We start from the raw sequence: 17550 nt of genomic DNA on the forward strand, positions 1-17550 counted from the left end.
CCAACCTGAGTCCTGATCAGTAGCGGTAGGTGGTGGTCTCGCTGACGTTCACGCGCACTGTGCGGTTCGCGCCACGGTCCACGGTCAGGGTGACGGTGCTGCCGCCCTTGACGAGCGTGCCCACGAAGCCGGTGTTCGTCTGGCGGGTCTGCTGGAGCGCGTAGCCCTGGCCCTGCAGGTCGCTGACCTTGCGGTCGTAGGCGCTGCGGGCGGGGTCCTGCATCTGGTTGTTGGTGATGGCGCCCAGCAGCGTGCCGATGAAGTCCAGCACGTTGTTGCCCGTGCTGACGGGGGCCGGGGCGGGCGTGAAGGCCTGGGCGAATTCCACGTTCACGTTGGTGGTGCCGCCCGCACGGATGGTGACGGTGGTGGTGTAGTCACTGTACCCGGGGGCCTGGACACGGACGGGGTACGTGCCGGCGCGCAGGTTGCTGTAGGTCACGTTCGCGCCGCCCAGCCGCTGGCCGTTCAGGGTGACGGTGGCGCCCGAGACGTTCGTGCCGACGAACAGGCTGCCGGTCGTGACGGGGTTCTGCGCGGCGACCGTGTAGAAGGCCGTGTCGCTGACCCAGCTGTTCTGCGGGAGCGGGGTGACGACGATGCTCAGGGCCTGCGCCAGCCCGTCCTGGCCCTTGGCGGTCACGGTGGCGAACTGGTCCTGCGCGGTCTTGAAGGAGCTGATCTGGTCGAGGTTCAGCGGCGTGAGACTGGCGAGGGCCAGCACCTTGTTCTGCCCGATGGGGCCGCCCACGGTGTACGTGAAGTTCGCGTCGGCGGCCGGGAAGGTGGTGGTGGTGTTCGCCTTCACGAAGTTCGCGCCGCTCAGGCGGTTGGGGAGGACCTGATCGACGCTGCCGTCGGGGTTGACGTTGAACAGGTACACGTACGCATCCCGGTTGACGGTGGTGCTGATGCTGATCTTCTCGTCGATGCGGTACGCGGGGTTCTGCGCGCCGGTGGTGTCCTTGTTCACGCGGACGCTGACATTCAGGTCGGGCGTGGTGGGGTTCACGATGATGCTCTGCGCGCTGATCTTCGGCGCGGCGGAGGCGGTGCTGATCTGGGCGACGGTACCGAGGGCGAGCAGGGCGGTCAGGGTGCTTTTCATACGGGCAGTGTGCCGCGCCCGCGTGACGGGCGGCTGATGGCACCTGACGGAAGCGTTCAGAATTCAGGGGAGTGTAAAGATGGGCATCCGCTCATACGGATTCCGCTGGGAGCCTGACACAAATGATGAGAATGCCCCCGACGGGGCATTCTTGAATGGCCATGAAACAAGAACAGCACACTGACGGGGACGCCTCCATCCTATTCCACCGCATCTTCGACCTCCTGCGAACTGCCCCATGGTCGGATCAGCGACATGCCCGAACGTTCGCCTGGATGGTTGCCGGCCTCCTCCTGACCTGCATTCCTCACCCAGCCGCGTGGTGCTCCTTTCGTGGTCTCCCGAGCCCGATACGCCCAGAGTCATGAACGACGATTCCTCCGCGCACTGACGTCTTCCACCGTCCCCTGGCGCGCGGTCTACCAGCACCTCATGCAGGTCGCACTGCGTGACTGGGGTGATGCCCGCATCACCCTCGCCCTGGACACCACTCTCCTGTTCAAACGCTGGTGCGTGATCTGCGTCTCCCTCCTCTACCGGGGGCGTGCCGTGCCGCTGTCCTGGCGTGTCATCCGTCATGGCAGTTCTACGGTGGGGAATCAGGAGATTTACCCTGTGCTGGCCAGTGTCCAGTGTCTGCTCGTTCACCTGCCACAGGTCGAAGAGGTCTGCATCTATGCAGACCGGGGCTTCCTGGATCACACGTTGATGGACGACTTCACCACCTTCAGATGGCGGTGGATGATGCGCGGCAAGGGTCCCATCCACCTCTTTGATCAGAACGGAGCGTCCTTGGGGCAATTTCAGTCACAGCTCAGCCAACACGGTCAGTTGGTCGTGCGGCATGGGGTGTACGTCACGGGGCAGAAGTACGGGCCCGTGAACATCGCGGCAGTGCGGCCCTTTGGGCAGCGTGATCCGTGGTTCATCGTGAGTAATCAGCCCTGCAACAGGCGAACATTTGCGGAGTATCACCAACGTACTCAGGTCGAGGAATCCTTCCTCGACCTGAAGAGCGGGGCATTCAACCTGGAGGATACACGCCTGGATCAGGCGCACCAACTGGAGAAACTCTGGTGCGTGCTGGGAATGGCGTACCTGATGGTCTTGAGCGAGGGAACTGCCGTCACGGAGGAGGGGAAACGACGGGAGGTCGATCCACACTGGACACGGGGCTTGAGTTATGCGCAGATAGGGTTGCGTGCCATTCGCCAGGCATTGACACGTCGAACGCCAGTCCTGGAGAGGCTGCGCCTCTCCCAGGCCTGTGATCCTGAACCGTCACGTCGTCGACGATCGCCATTCGGCTGGAACGTCGTTCAGGGTTTCTCATGATTTATGTCAGGCTCCCAGCGGATTCCGTTTGTTTCGCCAACAATCCGGAACTTCACCGGATTGCCGGCTCCACGTCCGGAACCCGTTTTGCTCCCACTCGCTTCGCTCGGATTGAACGGGCTTTGCAGCCCATTCAATCGGAGTCCGTATCAGGCGCGCTGGCCGGCGCTGTGCCCGCGCGTGACGCCGCCCGCGATCAGGTGCGCGGCCCGCAGCGGTTCGGGCACGTTCCCGGTGACCGTGAAGGTCCGCAGGGCCTCCTGCGCCTGGGCGTGCGTGAGGCCCGCGCGCTGCACGAACACCGGCCCGCACGGCTCCATCGGGCCGGCCGCCTCGATCAGCGACCACTTGCGCCGCCCGCCCGGCACCCTGGTCAGTAGCGCCTCGCGGAGGCGCGGCAGGTCCGGATCTCGCCGGGCCACGACCAGCACCGGCCTTCCCGTCTGCGCGTGCAGCGCGTGAAGGTCGACCACGTTGAAGCCCGCCAGCGCGATCCCCTGAAGCAGGATCAGTTGCAGGTGATCGGGCGAACGGTTCACCAGTCGGGCCAGTTCGGCGGTGCTGTTGCGCCCATCGCGCCGCACGCGCCCACTGACCACGCCGTGCAGGGTCGTGCGCGCGTACACCGTCCCGATGACCGGCACGTCTCCCCGCCAGCCGTGCGCGAACGGAGCGTCGTCGAAACCGATGGCGTGAGCGAACACACCCCCCAGGGTAACGCGCCTGCCAGCCGCACCCGGCCTACGGCGCGCTGATACGGATTCCGTCTGTTTCGTTAACAACCCGGAACATCACCGGGTTGCCAACTCCACGTCCGGAACCCGTTTCTCTCCTGCTCGCCCCGCTCGGATTGAAGGGTCTTTGCAGCCCCTTCAATCGGAGTCCGATGAGCCATCTGGCGCATTCACCCCTGACCGGCCAGGAGGACACTGGAGATATGACCCCGACCCCGACCACCGCCCACACGACGGACCAACCCTCCCCCGCCCCGCCGGTCACGCCGCCCGGCGTGCAGCCCTTCGATCCGGCGACCGCCACGCCCGCGCAGCGCCTCGCGGTCGGGGAACTGCTGGCCGTCAGTTTCGCCGCCGCCTACCCGGAAGATCCACCCCTGATCCCGGCGCAGGAAGCGCAGGGACTCTCGCACCTGCTGCCCACCGAACGCCTCGTCGCGTTCGCCGTGTGGGACGGCACCGCCGCCATCGGGTACGCGCAGCTGAGCTTCGATACCGTGCAGAACACCCACCTGGGCCACGTGCGCCTGAACGTCCACCCGCAGCGCCGCCGCGCCGGGCTGGGCCGCGCCCTGTGGACGCAGGCGGAGGCCGCCGCCCGCGCCCAGGGACTCACGACGCTCACCTTCGGCACCGGCAGCCGCGTTCCCGCCGCCGAGGCCTTCGCGCGCCGCCTGGGGGCCACGCCCGCCCTGCCCATGCGCCAGAGCCGCGCGACCCTCGCGGACCTCGACCCCGACCTGCTGACCCGCTGGCAGGCCCGCCCGGACGGCGACCCGTACCGCCTGCACATCTGGACGACCGTCCCAGACGCCTACCTGACCCGCCTGGCCGACATGATGATGGTCATGAACACCGCCCCCAGAGGCGACCTGGAACAGGACGACTGGACCATCACGCCCGAGATGATCCGCGCCTGGGACGCCATGATCGACGAAGCCGGCGACACCCGCTTCCTGATGGCCACCGAGGACACCCGCAGCGGCCAGCTCGACGGGTACAGCGAGGTCTTCTGGCACCCGGACCGCGCCGCACTGGTCTACCAGGGCGCCACCGCCGTGCGCCCCGAAGCACGCGGCCGGGGCCTGGGCAAGTGGCTGAAGGCCGCCATGCTGCGGCACGTGCAGGCGCACTGCCCCGGCGCGCGCGCCGTGCAGACCCACAACGCCAACGAAAACGCCCCCATGCTGGGCATCAACGTGGCACTGGGCTTCGCGCCGTACAGCACCTTCACCGAGTGGCAACTGAAACTCGGGTAACGCGGATTGCAGATTGAGTTTGATGTCGTCTGGTTGCGCCTGGCGGCAGGCCTCCCGTGTGCTTCCCCACCCCCAGCCCCCTACCCCAGGGGGGCAGGGGGAGCCAGCGTTGGCACTGGGCAGGTATTTCGCCGAGGTGGTCGGCGGGCATGGTGCGGGGACGGCCACGTATGGGGCTGCACGCCTCCGGCTTCGCGGCGTTCGCCCCGCGCGCTGCGCGCACGACGGGCCGCGTTGCCACGACGCCTGTGTGGCCACAATTCTTGGTGCGTGCTGGAAGGTTCTACTTTTTCCAGCTACTGCAACAGCTCTCTTTTCAAAGTCGATCAGCGGCGTTTATCCGGTTGCCCTGCCCCTGACAGCAGACCACCACCGGCCGTCGTGCGCGCAGCGCGCGGGCCTGCGAGGGGGGCGGCAGGATGGCGTCGAAGCCGGACCCGTCACCGCCCACCACACCTCCGCCGCAGGAGTAAAAACTCTTGCCCAGTGCAACGACTGCTCCCCCGTCCCCCCTGGGGATGGGGGCTGGGGGGTGGGGCAGCACCCGGAAAGCCTGCCACAGGCGCCCCCCTTCCCCCCTCAACCGAACCAGTTCAGGCGCGGGCCAGCTCCGCCCCAGCCGTCCGACGGAGTGCCAGCGCAGTCAGCAGGCTGCCCAGGGCCCCCAGCGCGAGTAGCGCCACCCCCATGCCCGCCCCGCCGCCCGGTCGGCCGCGCTGCGCGAGGCGGTGATCGAGTTGCACGACATCCGCGCGTTCTGGCAGGAAACGGGCCGTCCCGAGCGGTTGCTGCCCGCCACGTCGTTCCTGCCCCGGCGCAGTCTGGGCCGCCCGCCCCGCGGGCACTCGCTGGCGCGGGCGCAGGCGCTACTGGCTCAGGCCGCGTACGCCGGGCCGCCGCTGCGCCTCTGGGTGCTGGACCTGCCCGGCGCGCGGCAGGAGGCCGACTGGCTGGCCGCGCGCGCCGCCCGTCTCGGCCTGCCCATGCAGGTCGTTCCCGCGCCGCTGGACGCCCTGCCGGACGCCGGGGACGATGTGGACCTCGCCTTTCTGGGCGAGATCGCCGGGTCGGACGAGCACCTCTCGTTCTGGTCGGCGCTGAAGCAGCCGGAACTGCTGTTCCGCCGCCTGCTGCCCCCCGCCACGCTGCGCAGCGTGGACGCCCTGCTGGACGGCTACCGCAGCGCGCCGGACCACGCGGCGCTGGAGGCCATCCTGGACCGCGCCGAGGCGCTGCTGCTGGGCGGGCACCACCTGCACCTGACGCACCACCGCGTGAAACGCCGCTCCCTGCACCCCCTGATCCGCGACGTGCACCCGGACGCGTACGGCCGCATCGACTTCAAACGCCTGTGGTTACCCCCGGCGGAAGGCTGAAGGGAGCGTGATCCGTTCCCTCCGGCAAAAGCCGTTAGGCTGCCTGTCATGAGAGTCGCCGTTGCGGATGTGGGCACGAATTCCAGTCACCTGTTGATTGCCGAGGCGGCGCAGGGGGACGCGGGGGGCTTCCGGGTGCTGGACGCCCTGAAGGACCGCACGCGGCTGGGCGAGTGCCTGGACGGGGCGGGGAACCTGTCGCCGGAGGGTGAGGACCGGCTGGCGTCGGCCCTGACGCGGTTCCGGGAGCTGGCGTCGGCGGCGGGCGTGGCCGAGGTGCACGTGTACGCCACGAGTGCGCTGCGTGAGGCGCCGAACGGGGCGGAGGTGGCGGGGCGGATGCTGGCCCGGACGGGGGTGTACCCGGCGATCATCTCGGGGGAGCGTGAGGGGGAACTGACGTACCTGGGCGCGGCGCACGCGGTGGAGCTGGGTGAGGACAACGTGCTGCTGGACCTGGGGGGCGGCAGCCTGGAGTTCGTGCGCGGGGACGGGCAGGGGCCGCGTGACGTGCTGAGCCTGCCGCTGGGCGGGATCCGCATGACGGGGGCGTTCATCCGGTCCGAACCGGCGGCGCGGCGGGAGGTGCAGGCGCTGGCCGACGCGGTGCGCGCGGCGCTCTCGCCGTACGCGGAGCGGTTCCGGGTGCGGCCCGGCACGCGGGTGGTGCTGTCGAGCGGTACGGCCGAGGGGGCGGCGGCCGCCATCGTGGCGCGGCGCGGCGCGGGGGGCGGTGCGGGCAGCGGCGGGGACGGGCCGGAGGGCGTGAACGGCGTGAGTTTCACGGTGGCCGAGCTGGGCGCGCTGCTGGAGCACGTGCGGGGCCTGAAGGTGGCGGCACGGGCGCGCATACCGGGCCTGGAGCGGCGCGCGGAGACGGTCGTGGCGGGTCTGGCGACGCTGCACGCGGCGCTGACGGTGCTGGGGGCGTCCGAGGTGACGGTCAGCGAGGGGGCGCTGCGCGAGGGGATGCTGATCGAGGAACTGTCGCGGTTCCAGGCGTACCGGTCGGCGCTGAGTGCGCGGCAGCGGAGCGTGCTGGGCACCGCCGAGCGTTTCGGCGCGAACCTGTCTCATTCGCGGCAGGTGGCGGCGCTGTCGCGGGCGCTGCTGGACGCGCTGCACGCGGCGGGCGAGCCGGTCGATCACGAGGACCGCAGCCTGCTGACGGCGGCGGGCGCGCTGCACGAGGTGGGGCAGATCGTGGCGCAGAGTGCGCACCACAAGCACTCGGCGTACCTGATCCGGCACGCGGAACTACGCGGCTTCAGTCCGCGTGAGATCGAGCTGATCGCGCAACTGGCCCGCTACCACCGCAAGAGTCCGCCGAAGCCGTCGCACGCGGAGTTCATGGCGCTCGGTTCGGAGGACCGGGCGCGGGTGACGCGGCTGGCGGCGGTGCTGCGCGTCGCGGACGGCCTGGACCGCTCGCACGCGGGCGGATCGCGACTGGAGGGACTGCGCCGCGCGGCGGACGGCAGCTGGGAACTGAGGGTGTCGGGGGCCACGCCGCTGGACCTGGCGGGCGCGCGGGACAAGGCGGACCTGTGGGCGCGGGTATTCGGGCCGCTCACGCTGCGCGCTCCCTGACGGGGCGGCCGGCGCGCGGGCGGGTATCCTGCGGGCATGACGGGCACGCCGCAGAACATCCTGAGCATTCAGTCGTGGGTCAGTTTCGGGCACGTGGGGAACGCGGCCGCCGTGTTTCCCCTGCAACGCCTGGGCTTCGAGGTCTGGGCGATTCACACGGTGCAGTTCAGTAATCACACCGGGTACGGCGCGTGGACGGGCGCGGTCTTCCCGCCCGAGGCGGTCGCGGACCTGATCGACGGCATCGAGGCGCGCGGGGTGCTGCCGGAGTGCGGCGCGGTCCTGAGCGGCTACATGGGCAGCGAGGGGACGGTCGCGGCAGTCGTGGACGCCGTGCGGCGCGTGCGCACTGCGAACCCGGAGGCGCTGTACGCCTGCGATCCCGTGATGGGCGACGTGGGGCGCGGGGTGTTCGTGCGGCCGGAACTGCCAGACCTGATCGCGGCGCAGGCCATTCCGGAGGCGGACATCGTGACGCCCAACCAGTTCGAGCTGGAACTCCTGACCGGCGTGACGGTGGACACGCTGGAGCACGCGCTGGACGCGGCGCGCGCGCTGCGGGAGCGGATGCGGGCGGGTGGGCCGCGCGTGGTGCTGCTGACCAGTCTGGTCCGCAGCGGGGCGCCCGAGAACAGCATCGAGACGCTGGCCGTCACGGACGACGGGGCATGGCTGTGCCGCACGCCGCTGCTGCCGCTGGACCCGCCCCGCAACGGCACCGGGGACGCCATCGCCGCGCTGTTCCTGGGGCATTACCTGAAGTCCGGTCAGGCCGCGCAGGCGCTGAGTCTGTCCATGAGCGCCCTGTTCGGCCTGCTGAGCCGCACGCACGCCGCCGGCACCCGCGAGATTCAGCTGGTGGCCGCGCAGGACGAGTTCGTGAAGCCCGCGCGGCTGTTCGAGGCCCAGCAGGTCGGATAGCCCGTTCGGGGCCGGTCAGATGAGGCGCGTCTCAGGGTCCCGTCAGGGTCCGGCCAAGTCCGCTTGTACGCCCTCTCACGGTCGGGCCGCTGAGCCGGGAAAGACTGTGGGCATGAAACACATCATCTTCCCGACCGCCGCCGCCGCCGACGCCTTCACCGCTGACCTGCAGGCGCAGGGAGTGATCGCCCCCACCATGGGCCGCGCGACCGTCACCCGCCGCGGTGACATGACCGCCCCCGCCACCACGGACACCGTCGTCACCGATGGCGGCGGCACCGCCGAGGACGCCGGGGCCGGCGCCGTGAAGGGCACCGGGGTCGGCGCGGCCGTGGGCGCTGTCGCCGGGATCATCGCGACCGGCGCGACCGTCGCGACCGGCGGTCTGGCCCTCCCGGTCATCCTGGGCATGGCGGCGCTGGGTTCCGGGGTGGGCGCGGCGGTCGGCGCGACCGGCGGCGCGATGGGCGTCGATGAGACGGGCGACTACTATGACGCCGACGCCGACTACTACGACCGCCTGAACACCACCCACACCAACGGTGGGCGCACGGTCGCCGTGGATGACAGCGTGCCGGCCGACGTGGTCGAGGCCGCCGCCATCCGTCACGGCGGCGAGTACGTGAGCGGCGGGCAGCTCAGCCGCCGCACGATGTAAGCACCTCTGAACTGAACCCCAGGTGAGAAGGGACCCCAGAGCGATCCGGGGTCCCTTCTCCTGCTGTCTGTTCTGACGGCGCCGGGCGACCGTGGATCAGTCGGCTTCGGGCGGGTGGGGCAGGGCGACCTTGCGGAACCAGAAGTTCCCCAGGGTGCGGATCACGTCCTCGAATTCCAGCAGGCTGACGGGTTTGGGAATGTAGGCGTTGGCGTGCAGGTTGTAGCTGCGCCAGATGTCGCTCTCGGCGCGGCTGGTGGTCAGGACGATCACGGGGATGCTGCGCAGACTGGCGTCCTCTTTCAGGATGTCCAGCAGTTCCAGGCCGGTCATGCGGGGCATGTTCAGGTCCATCAGGATCACGTCCGGGCGCGGGGCCTGGGGGTGCGGGCCGGCGCGGCGCAGGAAGTTCAGGGCGTCCAGGCCGTCGCGGGCGTGGTGCAGGCGGTGTGGGAACTGGGCGTCCTCGAAGGCTTCCCGCGTGAGCATCACGTCGGCCGGGTTGTCCTCGACAAGCAGAATTTCGACGGGTTCGGTCATGCGTGCTTCTCCTGGGGCGGGGTGGGTTCTGGCAGGTCCGGGGTGGTCACGACAGGCAGCGCGAGGTGGAAGGTGCTGCCCTGGCCGGGTTCGCTGTCCAGCCACAGTTGCCCGCCGAGCTGTTCGGCGGCGCTGCGCGTGACGGCCAGCCCGATGCCGCTGCCCGGGTACTCGTCCATGCCGTGCAGCCGCTGGAAGACCCCGAAGATGCGTTCATGGTACTCGGGCGCGATGCCGATGCCGTTGTCCTGCACGTGAAAGACCCAGCGGTCCTGCCCGGCGTGCCGGGTGCGTTCGGCGCTGACCTGCACGAGCGCCGGGCGGGTGGGGTCGCGGAATTTCAGGGCGTTCCCGATCAGGTTCTGCAGGATGTGCCGCATCAGTTCCGGGTTGGAGAGGATGACCGGCAGCCCGTGGGCCGTCACCTGCGCCTGCGCGCTCAGAATCTGCTGTTCCAGGTCGGCGGTGATGTCGCGGACCAGCGCGGCCGTGTCGACCGGCTGCGTGGCGCGCGGGGCGTTGCGCACGCGGGAGTACGCCAGCAGGTCCTGGATCAGGGTCTTCATACGTTGCGTGGCCGAGGTCGTGAACGCGATGTACTGGTCGGCGCGTTCGTCCAGTTGCCCCTGGTAACGGCGGGCGAGCAGTTCGGTGTAACTGCCGATGGTGCGCAGGGGTTCTTGCAGGTCGTGGCTGGCGACGTACGCGAACTGTTCGAGTTCGCGGTTGCTTCGTTCCAGGTGGGTGTTGCTGGCGCGCAGGGCCTCGGCGCTCTCACGCAGGGCCTGTTCGCGCTCCTGCACGGCGGCCGCCATGACGTCGAACTGCTCGCCCAGTTGCGCGAGTTCCCGCACGGGCATGACCGGCATGCGGCGCTGGTACTGCCCGGCGGCGATGTCGGTGGCCCCGGCGTTCAGGTCGTTCAGGCTGTGGGTGACGGTGCGGGTCACGCGGTACGCGGTCAGCAGCAGCAGCGCCAGCGAGAGCAGCAGGCCGCCCACCGTCAGGGTCCGCACGGTGGCCAGGGTGGACTGGCTGGCGGTCGTGGCGGCGCTCAGGCGGCCGCTCTCGTTGGTGCGCATGACGGACATGATGTCGCGCGCGTCGTTCAGCAGGTCGCGGCCCTTGCCCTGCTGGACCAGACTCGCGGCCTGCGCCAGCGAGTCGCTGCGCGCCGCGATCTCGGGCCGGGCGGCGTCCTCCTGCCAGCGCAGCACGAGGCTCTGCACGCGGGCGAGGTTCGTGCGTTGCAGGTCCGTGACGCTCAGGTCGTGCAGGGCGAACACCGCCGCCCGGAAGGCCGCGTCACCCTCCCGGTACGGAGCGAGAAAGTCGGGGTCGCCGGTGATGACGTACCCGCGTTCGCCGTTCTCCATGACGGAAAGCTGGGTGTTCAGGTCGTTCAGCAGCAGCATCCGCGTCTGCGCGTCCGATACGAGACGCAGCTGGTCCTCGTTGCGGTGCACGCCGACCGTGACGGCCACCCCCACTCCCAGCAGCAGCGTGAACGGCAGCAGGAACGGCCGCAGCAGGAAGCTCCGCAGGCTGGGGCGTCCGGCGCGGCGGCGCGGCGCGGTGGCAGGTGCAAGGTCGGGCGGGCGGGAGGCGGGGGCGGCCATGTCGGCCCGCATTGTAGGGCCCCCGCTCCCGCTGCCCGGTTCGCAGCGGCGGGCCGGGCCAGCCGACCGGACGTGACACCCGGTTATTTTGTACCCGGTTCACTGCGGCGCGGTAGAGTAAACGCATGACATTTCAGAACGTGAGTCTCACCCACGCGGGTGAGGTCGCCACACTGACCCTGACAAGCAAGAAGGGCAGCATGGGACCGACCTTCTGGCCCGAGATCCCGCGCGTCCTGGCGGAGCTGGGCAGCGCCCGCGCGCTGATCCTGCGCGGCCAGGACCTGTTCAGCGCCGGTCTGGATGTCCGGGCCAGCGCCCCGGTCATCGCCCCCACCCTCGGGAATCCCGACGCGTTCGCCGCCGTGGTGGCCGAGATGCACGCCGCCATCGACGCGTTCGCCGCGCTGCCCATCCCGGTGATCGCCGCCGTGCACGGCTGGTGCATCGGCGCGGGCCTGGAACTGATCAGCGCCTGCGACCTGCGCGTCGCCAGCGCGGACGCCCGCTTCAGCCTCCCCGAGGTGCGGCTCGGCATCACCGCCGACCTGGGCGGCCTGCAACGCCTGCCACACCTGATCGGCACGGGCCGCACCGCGCACCTGGCCCTGACCGGCGACCCCATCGACGCGCCCACCGCCGAACGCTGGGGCCTGATCACCGAAATCCTGCCCACCCCGGACGCCCTGTTCGAGCGGGCAGACACCCTCGCCGCGGGGCTGGCCGCCCTGCCGCCCCGCGCGGTCGAGGGCACCAAACGCACCCTGCAAGAGCACCTGCCTCACGCTCAGAGTCTGGAGGCGGCCGTGCGCTGGAACGCCCAGCACATGACCGCCGGCGGCCTCGCACAGGCCCTGAAGTAAGGCCGGCTCCCCCGACCCCCGACCCCCGAACCACGCCCCATTCCCCATTCCCCATTCCCCATTCCCCATCCCAAGGAGACCCCACATGACCCAGACCCCCACCCTCGGCACCCTGCAACCCGGCACCGCCGACAGCACCTTCCGCCCCGACCTGCTGGCCAGCAAGCACGCCCTGATCACCGGCGGCGGCAGCGGCATCAACCTCGGCATCGCGCAGAGCTTCGCCGCACACGGCTGCAAGGTGACCATCCTGGGCCGCAACCTCGAAAAAGCCCAGAAGGCCGCTCAGGGCATCATCGACGCGGGCGGGCAGGCCCTCGGCGTCAGCGCCGACGTGCGCGACATCGCCGCCATGCAGGCCGCCGCCGCGCAGGCCGTGGAAGCCTTCGGCCCGTTCGACATCGTCCTCGCCGGAGCCGCCGGGAACTTCCCCGCACCGGTCGACGGCATCAGCCCCAACGGCTTCAAGACCGTCGTCGAGATCGACCTGCTCGGCACGTACCACACCATCAAAGCCTGCGCGCCCCACCTGACCACCCCCGGCGGGAACATCCTGAGCATCAGCGCCTACGGCATCCCCGTCCCCATGCAGGCGCACGTCGTCGCCGCCAAGGCCGGCGTGGACGCCCTGACCCGCACCCTCGCCATCGAATGGGGCCTGCGCGGCATCCGCGTGAACGCCATCATCCCCGGTCCCATCGACGGCACCGAAGGCATGGCCCGCCTCGCCCCCGACGAGAAGACCCGCCACCAGTTCATGAGCACCGTCCCGCTGGGCCGCTTCGGCATCCCCCAGGACATCGCCAACGCCGCCCTGTTCCTCGTCAGTGACGCCGCCAGCTACGTCACGGGCGTCATCCTGCCCGTCGACGGCGGCCAGAACATGCTCGGCGGCGCCCCCCAGTACCAGATGTACCAGCAGATGGGCCTCGCCCTGCCCAAGAAAGACTGAGCCACCTCACCTGAGCCTCCTGACCATGCCCGCGGCCGGTACGCTGCGGGCATGTCTGCTGCCCTGATGCCCACTCACCAGCATCTTTCCGAGGTCCGGGGGGCAGCGCTGCTGGCCGCGCCGGACTGGTCGGGGGTGCGGCGCGTGAATCTGGATGGGCTGGGCCTGAGCGGGCTGCCGGAGCGGAAGGCCGCGCCGGACATGACTGCATTCAGCGTGTACGACAACGCGCTGACGGTCGTGCCGGACTGGGTGTGGACGCGCACCGGGTTGCGGACGCTGAACCTGTCCGCCAACCGGTTCCAGAGGCTGCCGGACGCGCTGGGTGACCTGCGCGAGCTGCGGATGCTGGACCTGGGGCACAACGCGCTGGACGCCCTGCCGGACGTGTTCGGCGGGCTGGGTCGGCTGGCGTTCCTGTACCTGAGCCACAACGGGCTGACGGCCCTGCCGGAGTCCATGCGGCACCTGGGGTCGCTGACGTACCTGAACGTCACGGATAATGCCCTGACGCGCCTGCCGGACTGGCTGGGCGAGCTGCGCGCCCTGACGGAACTGAGGCTGTATGGCAACCCGCTGGAGGCCCTGCCGGAGAGCCTCGGGGCGCTGGGCAATCTGCGGGAACTGCACGTCATGAACACCCGCCTGACAGGGGTGCCCGCCAGCCTGGGCGGGTGCGGGGCGCTGGAGGTACTCGACCTTCAGGGCAACGCGCTGACGGCACTGCCGGACTCGCTGGGGCAACTGGCGCGCCTGACGACCCTGAACCTGCGCTTCAACGCGCTGACACACCTTCCGGACACGCTGGGCGACCTGGGCACGCTGCACACCCTCGACCTGCGTGCCAACGGGCTGACCACCCTCCCTGAGGGGCTGGCGCACCTGCCGGGGCTGCGGAAACTCGACCTGCGCTGGAACCGCATCGAACGCCTGCCGGACGCTTTCGACGCGCTGATCGCGCGGGGCTGTCAGGTGTACCTGTAGGGGTCGTGAACCTGGGCTGCGGCGGTGGCCGATCTGTGCGCGGGGTGGATGAAGGAACGTTCAATGCCTGTCCGGTCAGGTGATCGTTCTGGTCAGTGGGTCGGGAAAAGTGCGTGTGGGTGGTCGGGTCGCCCCGATGGGAAGCAACATGATGCCGGAGTCAGCCCGACCTGCTCATAGTTTTCATAATTGATTTCTGGATTATGAGTCAAGACAAGGCGTCACCATAGGAGGCACCCCATGACCACCCGCACCCCCCTCAGCGACGACAACCTGATCCTCGACACCGACTCCTACAAGAGCAGCCACTTCCTCCAGTACCCCACAGGAACCACCCGCCTGTTCTCCTACCTGGAATCGCGCGGCGGCCGGTACCCGCAGACCCGCTTCTTCGGACTGCAGTACATCCTCGACCGCTACCTGACCCGCCGGATCACTGCCGAGATGGTCGAGGAAGCCCGCACGCTGATCGAAGCGCACGGCGAACCCTTCCCCTATGACGGCTGGATGCGCATCGTGAACGTGCACGGCGGCCGCCTGCCCCTGCACATCCGCGCCGTTCCGGAAGGCACGCTGGTGCCCATCCACAACGTCCTGATGACCTGCACGAATACCGACCCCGAACTGCCCTGGCTGCCCGGCTGGTTCGAGACCATGCTGATGCGCGTCTGGTACCCCACCACCGTCGCCACGCAGAGCTACTTCATCCGCGAGATCATCCGCGCCGCGCTGGAGAAGACCAGCGACCACGCCGCCGAGGAACTCCCGTTCAAACTGCACGACTTCGGTTCCAGGGGCGTGAGCAGCCGCGAGAGCGCCGGCATCGGCGGCCTCGCGCACCTGATCAACTTCCAGGGCAGCGACACCCTCGAAGCCCTGCGCGTGGGGCGCAACCACTACGACAGCGACCTCGCAGGTTTCAGCATCCCCGCCGCCGAACACAGCACCATCACCAGCTGGGGCAAGGAACACGAGGTCGACGCGTACCGCAACATGATCACCCGCTTCAGCCGCCCCGGCAGCGTGTACGCCGTCGTCAGCGACTCCTACGACCTCAAGAACGCCATCAACCACCTCTGGGGCGACACCCTGAGACAGCAGGTCATCGAATCCGGCGGCACCCTGGTCGTCCGGCCCGACAGCGGCGAACCCCCCGCCATGGTCCGCCTCGCCGTGAACGCCCTGGCCGCCAAGTACGGCACCAGCACCAACAGCAAAGGCTACAAGGTCCTGAACCACGTCCGCGTCATCCAGGGCGACGGCATCGACGAACACACCATCCGCCAGATCCTCGACAACCTCGACGTGGACGGCTACAGCGCCGAGAACGTGAGCTTCGGCATGGGCGGAGCCCTCCTCCAGAAAGTCGACCGCGACACGCAGCGCTTCGCGTACAAGGCCAGCGCCGGCCTGATCGACGGCGAGTACCGCGGCATCTACAAAGACCCCGTCACCGACCCCGGCAAACGCAGCAAGGACGGCGTCCTCGACCTCGTGCAGGAAGGCGGCCGCATGGTCACGAAAGCGTACAAAACGTTTGATACGGACTTCCCCGGCAGCCTGCTGCGCACCGTGTACCGCGACGGCGAACTGCTGGTGCGGGACACGCTGGAGGCAGTGCGGGGACGGGCCTGATATAGCGCCATGCTATAATCATGGGCATGGGCATGAACGCGTTGACACTGGCCGTGCTGATCGCGTTCTGGACCGAGCACCCGGACGCCGAGAAGCCCCTGCGCGAGTGGTACCGGCTGGTCCGCGCACGCGAGTACACCTCGTTCGCCGACGTGAAAACGGACTTCGGCAGCGCCGACTGGGTGCAGGGATTCCTCGTGTTCGACATCAGCGGCAACCGGTACCGTCTGATCGTCCGCCCGAACTTCGCCGGGAGACGCTTCTACATCGCGGGCGTGTACACCCACCGGCAGTACGACGCCTGGACGAAGGAGTTGAGGTGACCATGACGAACTTTCCGGAAATCACGCGTTCCTTCCAGGAGCTGAGCGGGCTGGCCCCCGAATTCTTCATGGACATCCGCACCGACGATGATCTGGCGCGCGCCACGGCGTTCCTGTACACCTTCGACTTCGAGGTCAAGGGCGAGGAGCCGCACCCGCTGGACCCCCTGGCGGAACTGCTGACGCAGCGCATCACGGCGTACGAGGCCCGGCGATTCCCGGTACCAGACGCAGACGGACCGGACATGCTGGCCTTCCTGCTCCAGCAGCGGCCCCTGACGCAGCAGGCACTGGCCGCCGCCACCGGCATTCCGCAGAGCACCATCAGCGACCTGCTGCGGCGGCGACGGGCGTTCACGGCAGATCACGCGCGGAAGCTGGGCGCGTTCTTTCAGGTGAATCCCGGGATGTTCCTCTGAACGCCCTGACCCCCCTCCTCCCGGCCCTGCGCTCCCTGGAACCGCTGGGCCTCCCCTCCTCTTCCCTGCCGGAGTGGTTCGCCTATGCAAACGAGCGGCAGGCGGCGCGGCTGGCCGTGCATGTGCAGGCCGAGTTCGCTGCGCTGCTGCGGGCCTTCGCGGGGTCGGTGGATCACGCCTACCTGCGTTCCGGTGCCTTCCAGGCGAACGTGGTGCAGGCGGTGCGGGCGGCGGAGGTCGCGGAGTCCGAGGACAAGCTGCGCTTCATCGCGCGGTCGCTGGCGGGGTGCGTGCTGGCCTTCCCGCCGCCCGCGCCGGACAAGTTCCAGACCATGCGCGTGATCGAGGGTCTGTCTGACCGGGAGTTGCGGGTATTCGTGGGTCTGTTCGACCTGCTCGACCCGATCGACCCGTTCGCGGACAGCCTGCCCGTGAACGGCACGGCGACGGTGGCTGGGCTGTCCCGGCAGGAGTTCGCCTCCGCGCTGCTGGGGCTGGCGCAACAGGGATTCCTGAGCCGGGCGGACGTGCGCCGGGACGAGTGGAGCGAGCCGGAAGCCGCGTGGACGCTCACGGCGCTGGCGCGTCAGGTGGCCGTGCTGACGCGACTGGGCGGGAATGAGTGGGAAGGAGACTTATGAACGGTGATCTGAACGTGCCCTTACAGTTGGAGCGTCTGGTGGCGTACCGGGCGGATGGGTCGGTGTCGCCGGTGGTGGTGGCGGGTCGTCTGTCGCCGGACGGGGTGTTCGGTTGGCCGGAGCAGTTGGGAGAAGCGGCGAGTGCCGGGGCCGTGCAGGAGGGCGTGGCGTTTGCTGCGGCGCTGGCGGGGGCCATGTCGTCCCTGACCGAATCGAGCGACACGGACACGCCGTACGTGCCGTTCGTGCTGCCGCGCGCGTTCACGCCAGAGGAGCTGGGCCGCGTGGACTGGCTGGGCCTGCTGCCCCTCCCGACCGGCGAGGTCGAGGTGGAGGTGACCGGATCGGACTTCCGCGTGGCGGAGCGGCTGGCGCGGCGTGAGGCGGACGGGAACGCAGCGGACTTCTACGCGCCGGAGGAAGTGCAGGCCATCCGGGCGGCGCAGGCGTTGTTCCTGGCCCATCCGGAGCGGCGGCTGGTGACGGTCACGGCGGGTCGCGTGGCGCTGCTGCTGATCGACTTGGCGCGACTGCCGCTGGGTGCGTGGGCGGGCGTGGCGACCCTGCGGATCGAGACGTGAACGGGGGGCACG

19 protein-coding genes are annotated in these 17550 nt (G+C 69.5%); 14 read left to right on the forward strand and 5 right to left on the reverse strand.

The window, feature by feature from the left end:
• Positions 1–16 precede the first annotated feature (16 nt).
• A complete protein-coding gene (locus BXU09_RS05190; RefSeq protein ID WP_078300993.1) occupies positions 17–1108 on the reverse strand; it encodes a DUF4384 domain-containing protein in 1092 nt (363 codons plus the stop codon).
• Between the two features lie 432 nt (positions 1109–1540).
• Here BXU09_RS05190 and BXU09_RS05195 point away from each other — a divergent pair, with 432 nt between their 5' ends.
• Entirely contained in the window at positions 1541–2443 is a 903-nt protein-coding gene (locus BXU09_RS05195) for a transposase (protein WP_078299924.1), read from the forward strand.
• 149 nt (positions 2444–2592) lie between these two features.
• Here the strand turns inward: BXU09_RS05195 and BXU09_RS05200 are convergent, their stop codons facing one another.
• Positions 2593–3147: a DUF99 family protein gene (locus BXU09_RS05200; RefSeq protein WP_078300994.1), complete on the reverse strand. Its 555-nt coding sequence runs from the start codon at positions 3145–3147 to the stop codon at positions 2593–2595.
• Positions 3148–3380: 233 nt separating this feature from the next.
• Between BXU09_RS05200 and BXU09_RS05205 the strand changes: the two genes are divergently transcribed.
• The gene (locus BXU09_RS05205; protein WP_078300995.1) at positions 3381–4436 is read left to right on the forward strand and encodes a GNAT family N-acetyltransferase; all 1056 of its coding nucleotides are present in this window, start codon (positions 3381–3383) and stop codon (positions 4434–4436) included.
• A gap of 593 nt (positions 4437–5029) precedes the next feature.
• Here the strand turns inward: BXU09_RS05205 and BXU09_RS20910 are convergent.
• Entirely contained in the window at positions 5030–5179 is a 150-nt protein-coding gene (locus BXU09_RS20910) for a hypothetical protein (protein ID WP_168174564.1), read from the reverse strand.
• On the opposite strand from BXU09_RS20910, the gene BXU09_RS05210 reads away from it, so the two are divergent.
• From BXU09_RS05210 to BXU09_RS05225, 4 genes are all read left to right on the forward strand, one after another.
• Positions 5165–5812 (forward strand): hypothetical protein, encoded by a 648-nt coding sequence (locus BXU09_RS05210; protein WP_078300996.1) that lies wholly within the window; start codon positions 5165–5167, stop codon positions 5810–5812. The genes BXU09_RS20910 and BXU09_RS05210 overlap by 15 nt on opposite strands.
• Positions 5813–5860: 48 nt before the next feature.
• Positions 5861–7402 (forward strand): Ppx/GppA phosphatase family protein, encoded by a 1542-nt coding sequence (locus BXU09_RS05215; protein WP_078300998.1) that lies wholly within the window; start codon positions 5861–5863, stop codon positions 7400–7402.
• A 36-nt stretch (positions 7403–7438) separates the two neighbouring features.
• Positions 7439–8323: a pyridoxal kinase PdxY gene (pdxY, locus tag BXU09_RS05220; RefSeq protein WP_078300999.1), complete on the forward strand. Its 885-nt coding sequence runs from the start codon at positions 7439–7441 to the stop codon at positions 8321–8323.
• Positions 8324–8435: 112 nt separating this feature from the next.
• On the forward strand, positions 8436–8981 hold the full coding sequence (locus tag BXU09_RS05225; protein ID WP_078301000.1) for a hypothetical protein: 546 nt from the start codon (positions 8436–8438) through the stop codon (positions 8979–8981).
• Positions 8982–9077: 96 nt separating this feature from the next.
• Here the strand turns inward: BXU09_RS05225 and BXU09_RS05230 are convergent, their stop codons facing one another.
• Positions 9078–9521 carry a response regulator gene (locus BXU09_RS05230; protein ID WP_078301002.1) on the reverse strand — a complete coding sequence of 148 codons (444 nt, stop codon included), beginning with the start codon at positions 9519–9521 and terminating at the stop codon, positions 9078–9080.
• Entirely contained in the window at positions 9518–11140 is a 1623-nt protein-coding gene (locus BXU09_RS05235; RefSeq protein WP_078301007.1) for an ATP-binding protein, read from the reverse strand. The genes BXU09_RS05230 and BXU09_RS05235 overlap by 4 nt, the downstream gene beginning before the upstream one ends.
• Before the next feature lie 125 nt (positions 11141–11265).
• On the opposite strand from BXU09_RS05235, the gene BXU09_RS05240 reads away from it, so the two are divergent.
• The 8 genes from BXU09_RS05240 to BXU09_RS05275 all read left to right on the forward strand — a co-directional run bounded on the left by BXU09_RS05240 (position 11266) and on the right by BXU09_RS05275 (position 17538).
• The gene (locus tag BXU09_RS05240; protein ID WP_078301009.1) at positions 11266–12003 is read left to right on the forward strand and encodes an enoyl-CoA hydratase-related protein; all 738 of its coding nucleotides are present in this window, start codon (positions 11266–11268) and stop codon (positions 12001–12003) included.
• Between the two features lie 85 nt (positions 12004–12088).
• Positions 12089–12955 (forward strand): SDR family oxidoreductase, encoded by an 867-nt coding sequence (locus BXU09_RS05245; RefSeq protein WP_078301010.1) that lies wholly within the window; start codon positions 12089–12091, stop codon positions 12953–12955.
• 51 nt (positions 12956–13006) lie between these two features.
• Complete coding sequence (locus BXU09_RS05250) at positions 13007–13939, forward strand: adenylate cyclase (RefSeq protein ID WP_144011986.1); 933 nt, start codon at positions 13007–13009, stop codon at positions 13937–13939.
• Between the two features lie 240 nt (positions 13940–14179).
• Positions 14180–15574 carry a nicotinate phosphoribosyltransferase gene (locus tag BXU09_RS05255; protein WP_078301012.1) on the forward strand — a complete coding sequence of 465 codons (1395 nt, stop codon included), beginning with the start codon at positions 14180–14182 and terminating at the stop codon, positions 15572–15574.
• A 32-nt stretch (positions 15575–15606) separates the two neighbouring features.
• Positions 15607–15897 carry a type II toxin-antitoxin system HigB family toxin gene (locus BXU09_RS05260; RefSeq protein ID WP_158235817.1) on the forward strand — a complete coding sequence of 97 codons (291 nt, stop codon included), beginning with the start codon at positions 15607–15609 and terminating at the stop codon, positions 15895–15897.
• Between the two features lie 2 nt (positions 15898–15899).
• On the forward strand, positions 15900–16316 hold the full coding sequence (locus BXU09_RS05265; RefSeq protein ID WP_144011987.1) for a helix-turn-helix domain-containing protein: 417 nt from the start codon (positions 15900–15902) through the stop codon (positions 16314–16316).
• Positions 16317–16432: 116 nt separating this feature from the next.
• Complete coding sequence (locus tag BXU09_RS05270; RefSeq protein ID WP_144011988.1) at positions 16433–16957, forward strand: hypothetical protein; 525 nt, start codon at positions 16433–16435, stop codon at positions 16955–16957.
• The gene (locus tag BXU09_RS05275) at positions 16954–17538 is read left to right on the forward strand and encodes a hypothetical protein (RefSeq protein WP_144011989.1); all 585 of its coding nucleotides are present in this window, start codon (positions 16954–16956) and stop codon (positions 17536–17538) included. The genes BXU09_RS05270 and BXU09_RS05275 overlap by 4 nt, the downstream gene beginning before the upstream one ends.
• Positions 17539–17550: the final 12 nt, after the last annotated feature.

It is taken from the genome of Deinococcus sp. LM3 (assembly GCF_002017875.1).
GTDB lineage: Bacteria > Deinococcota > Deinococci > Deinococcales > Deinococcaceae > Deinococcus.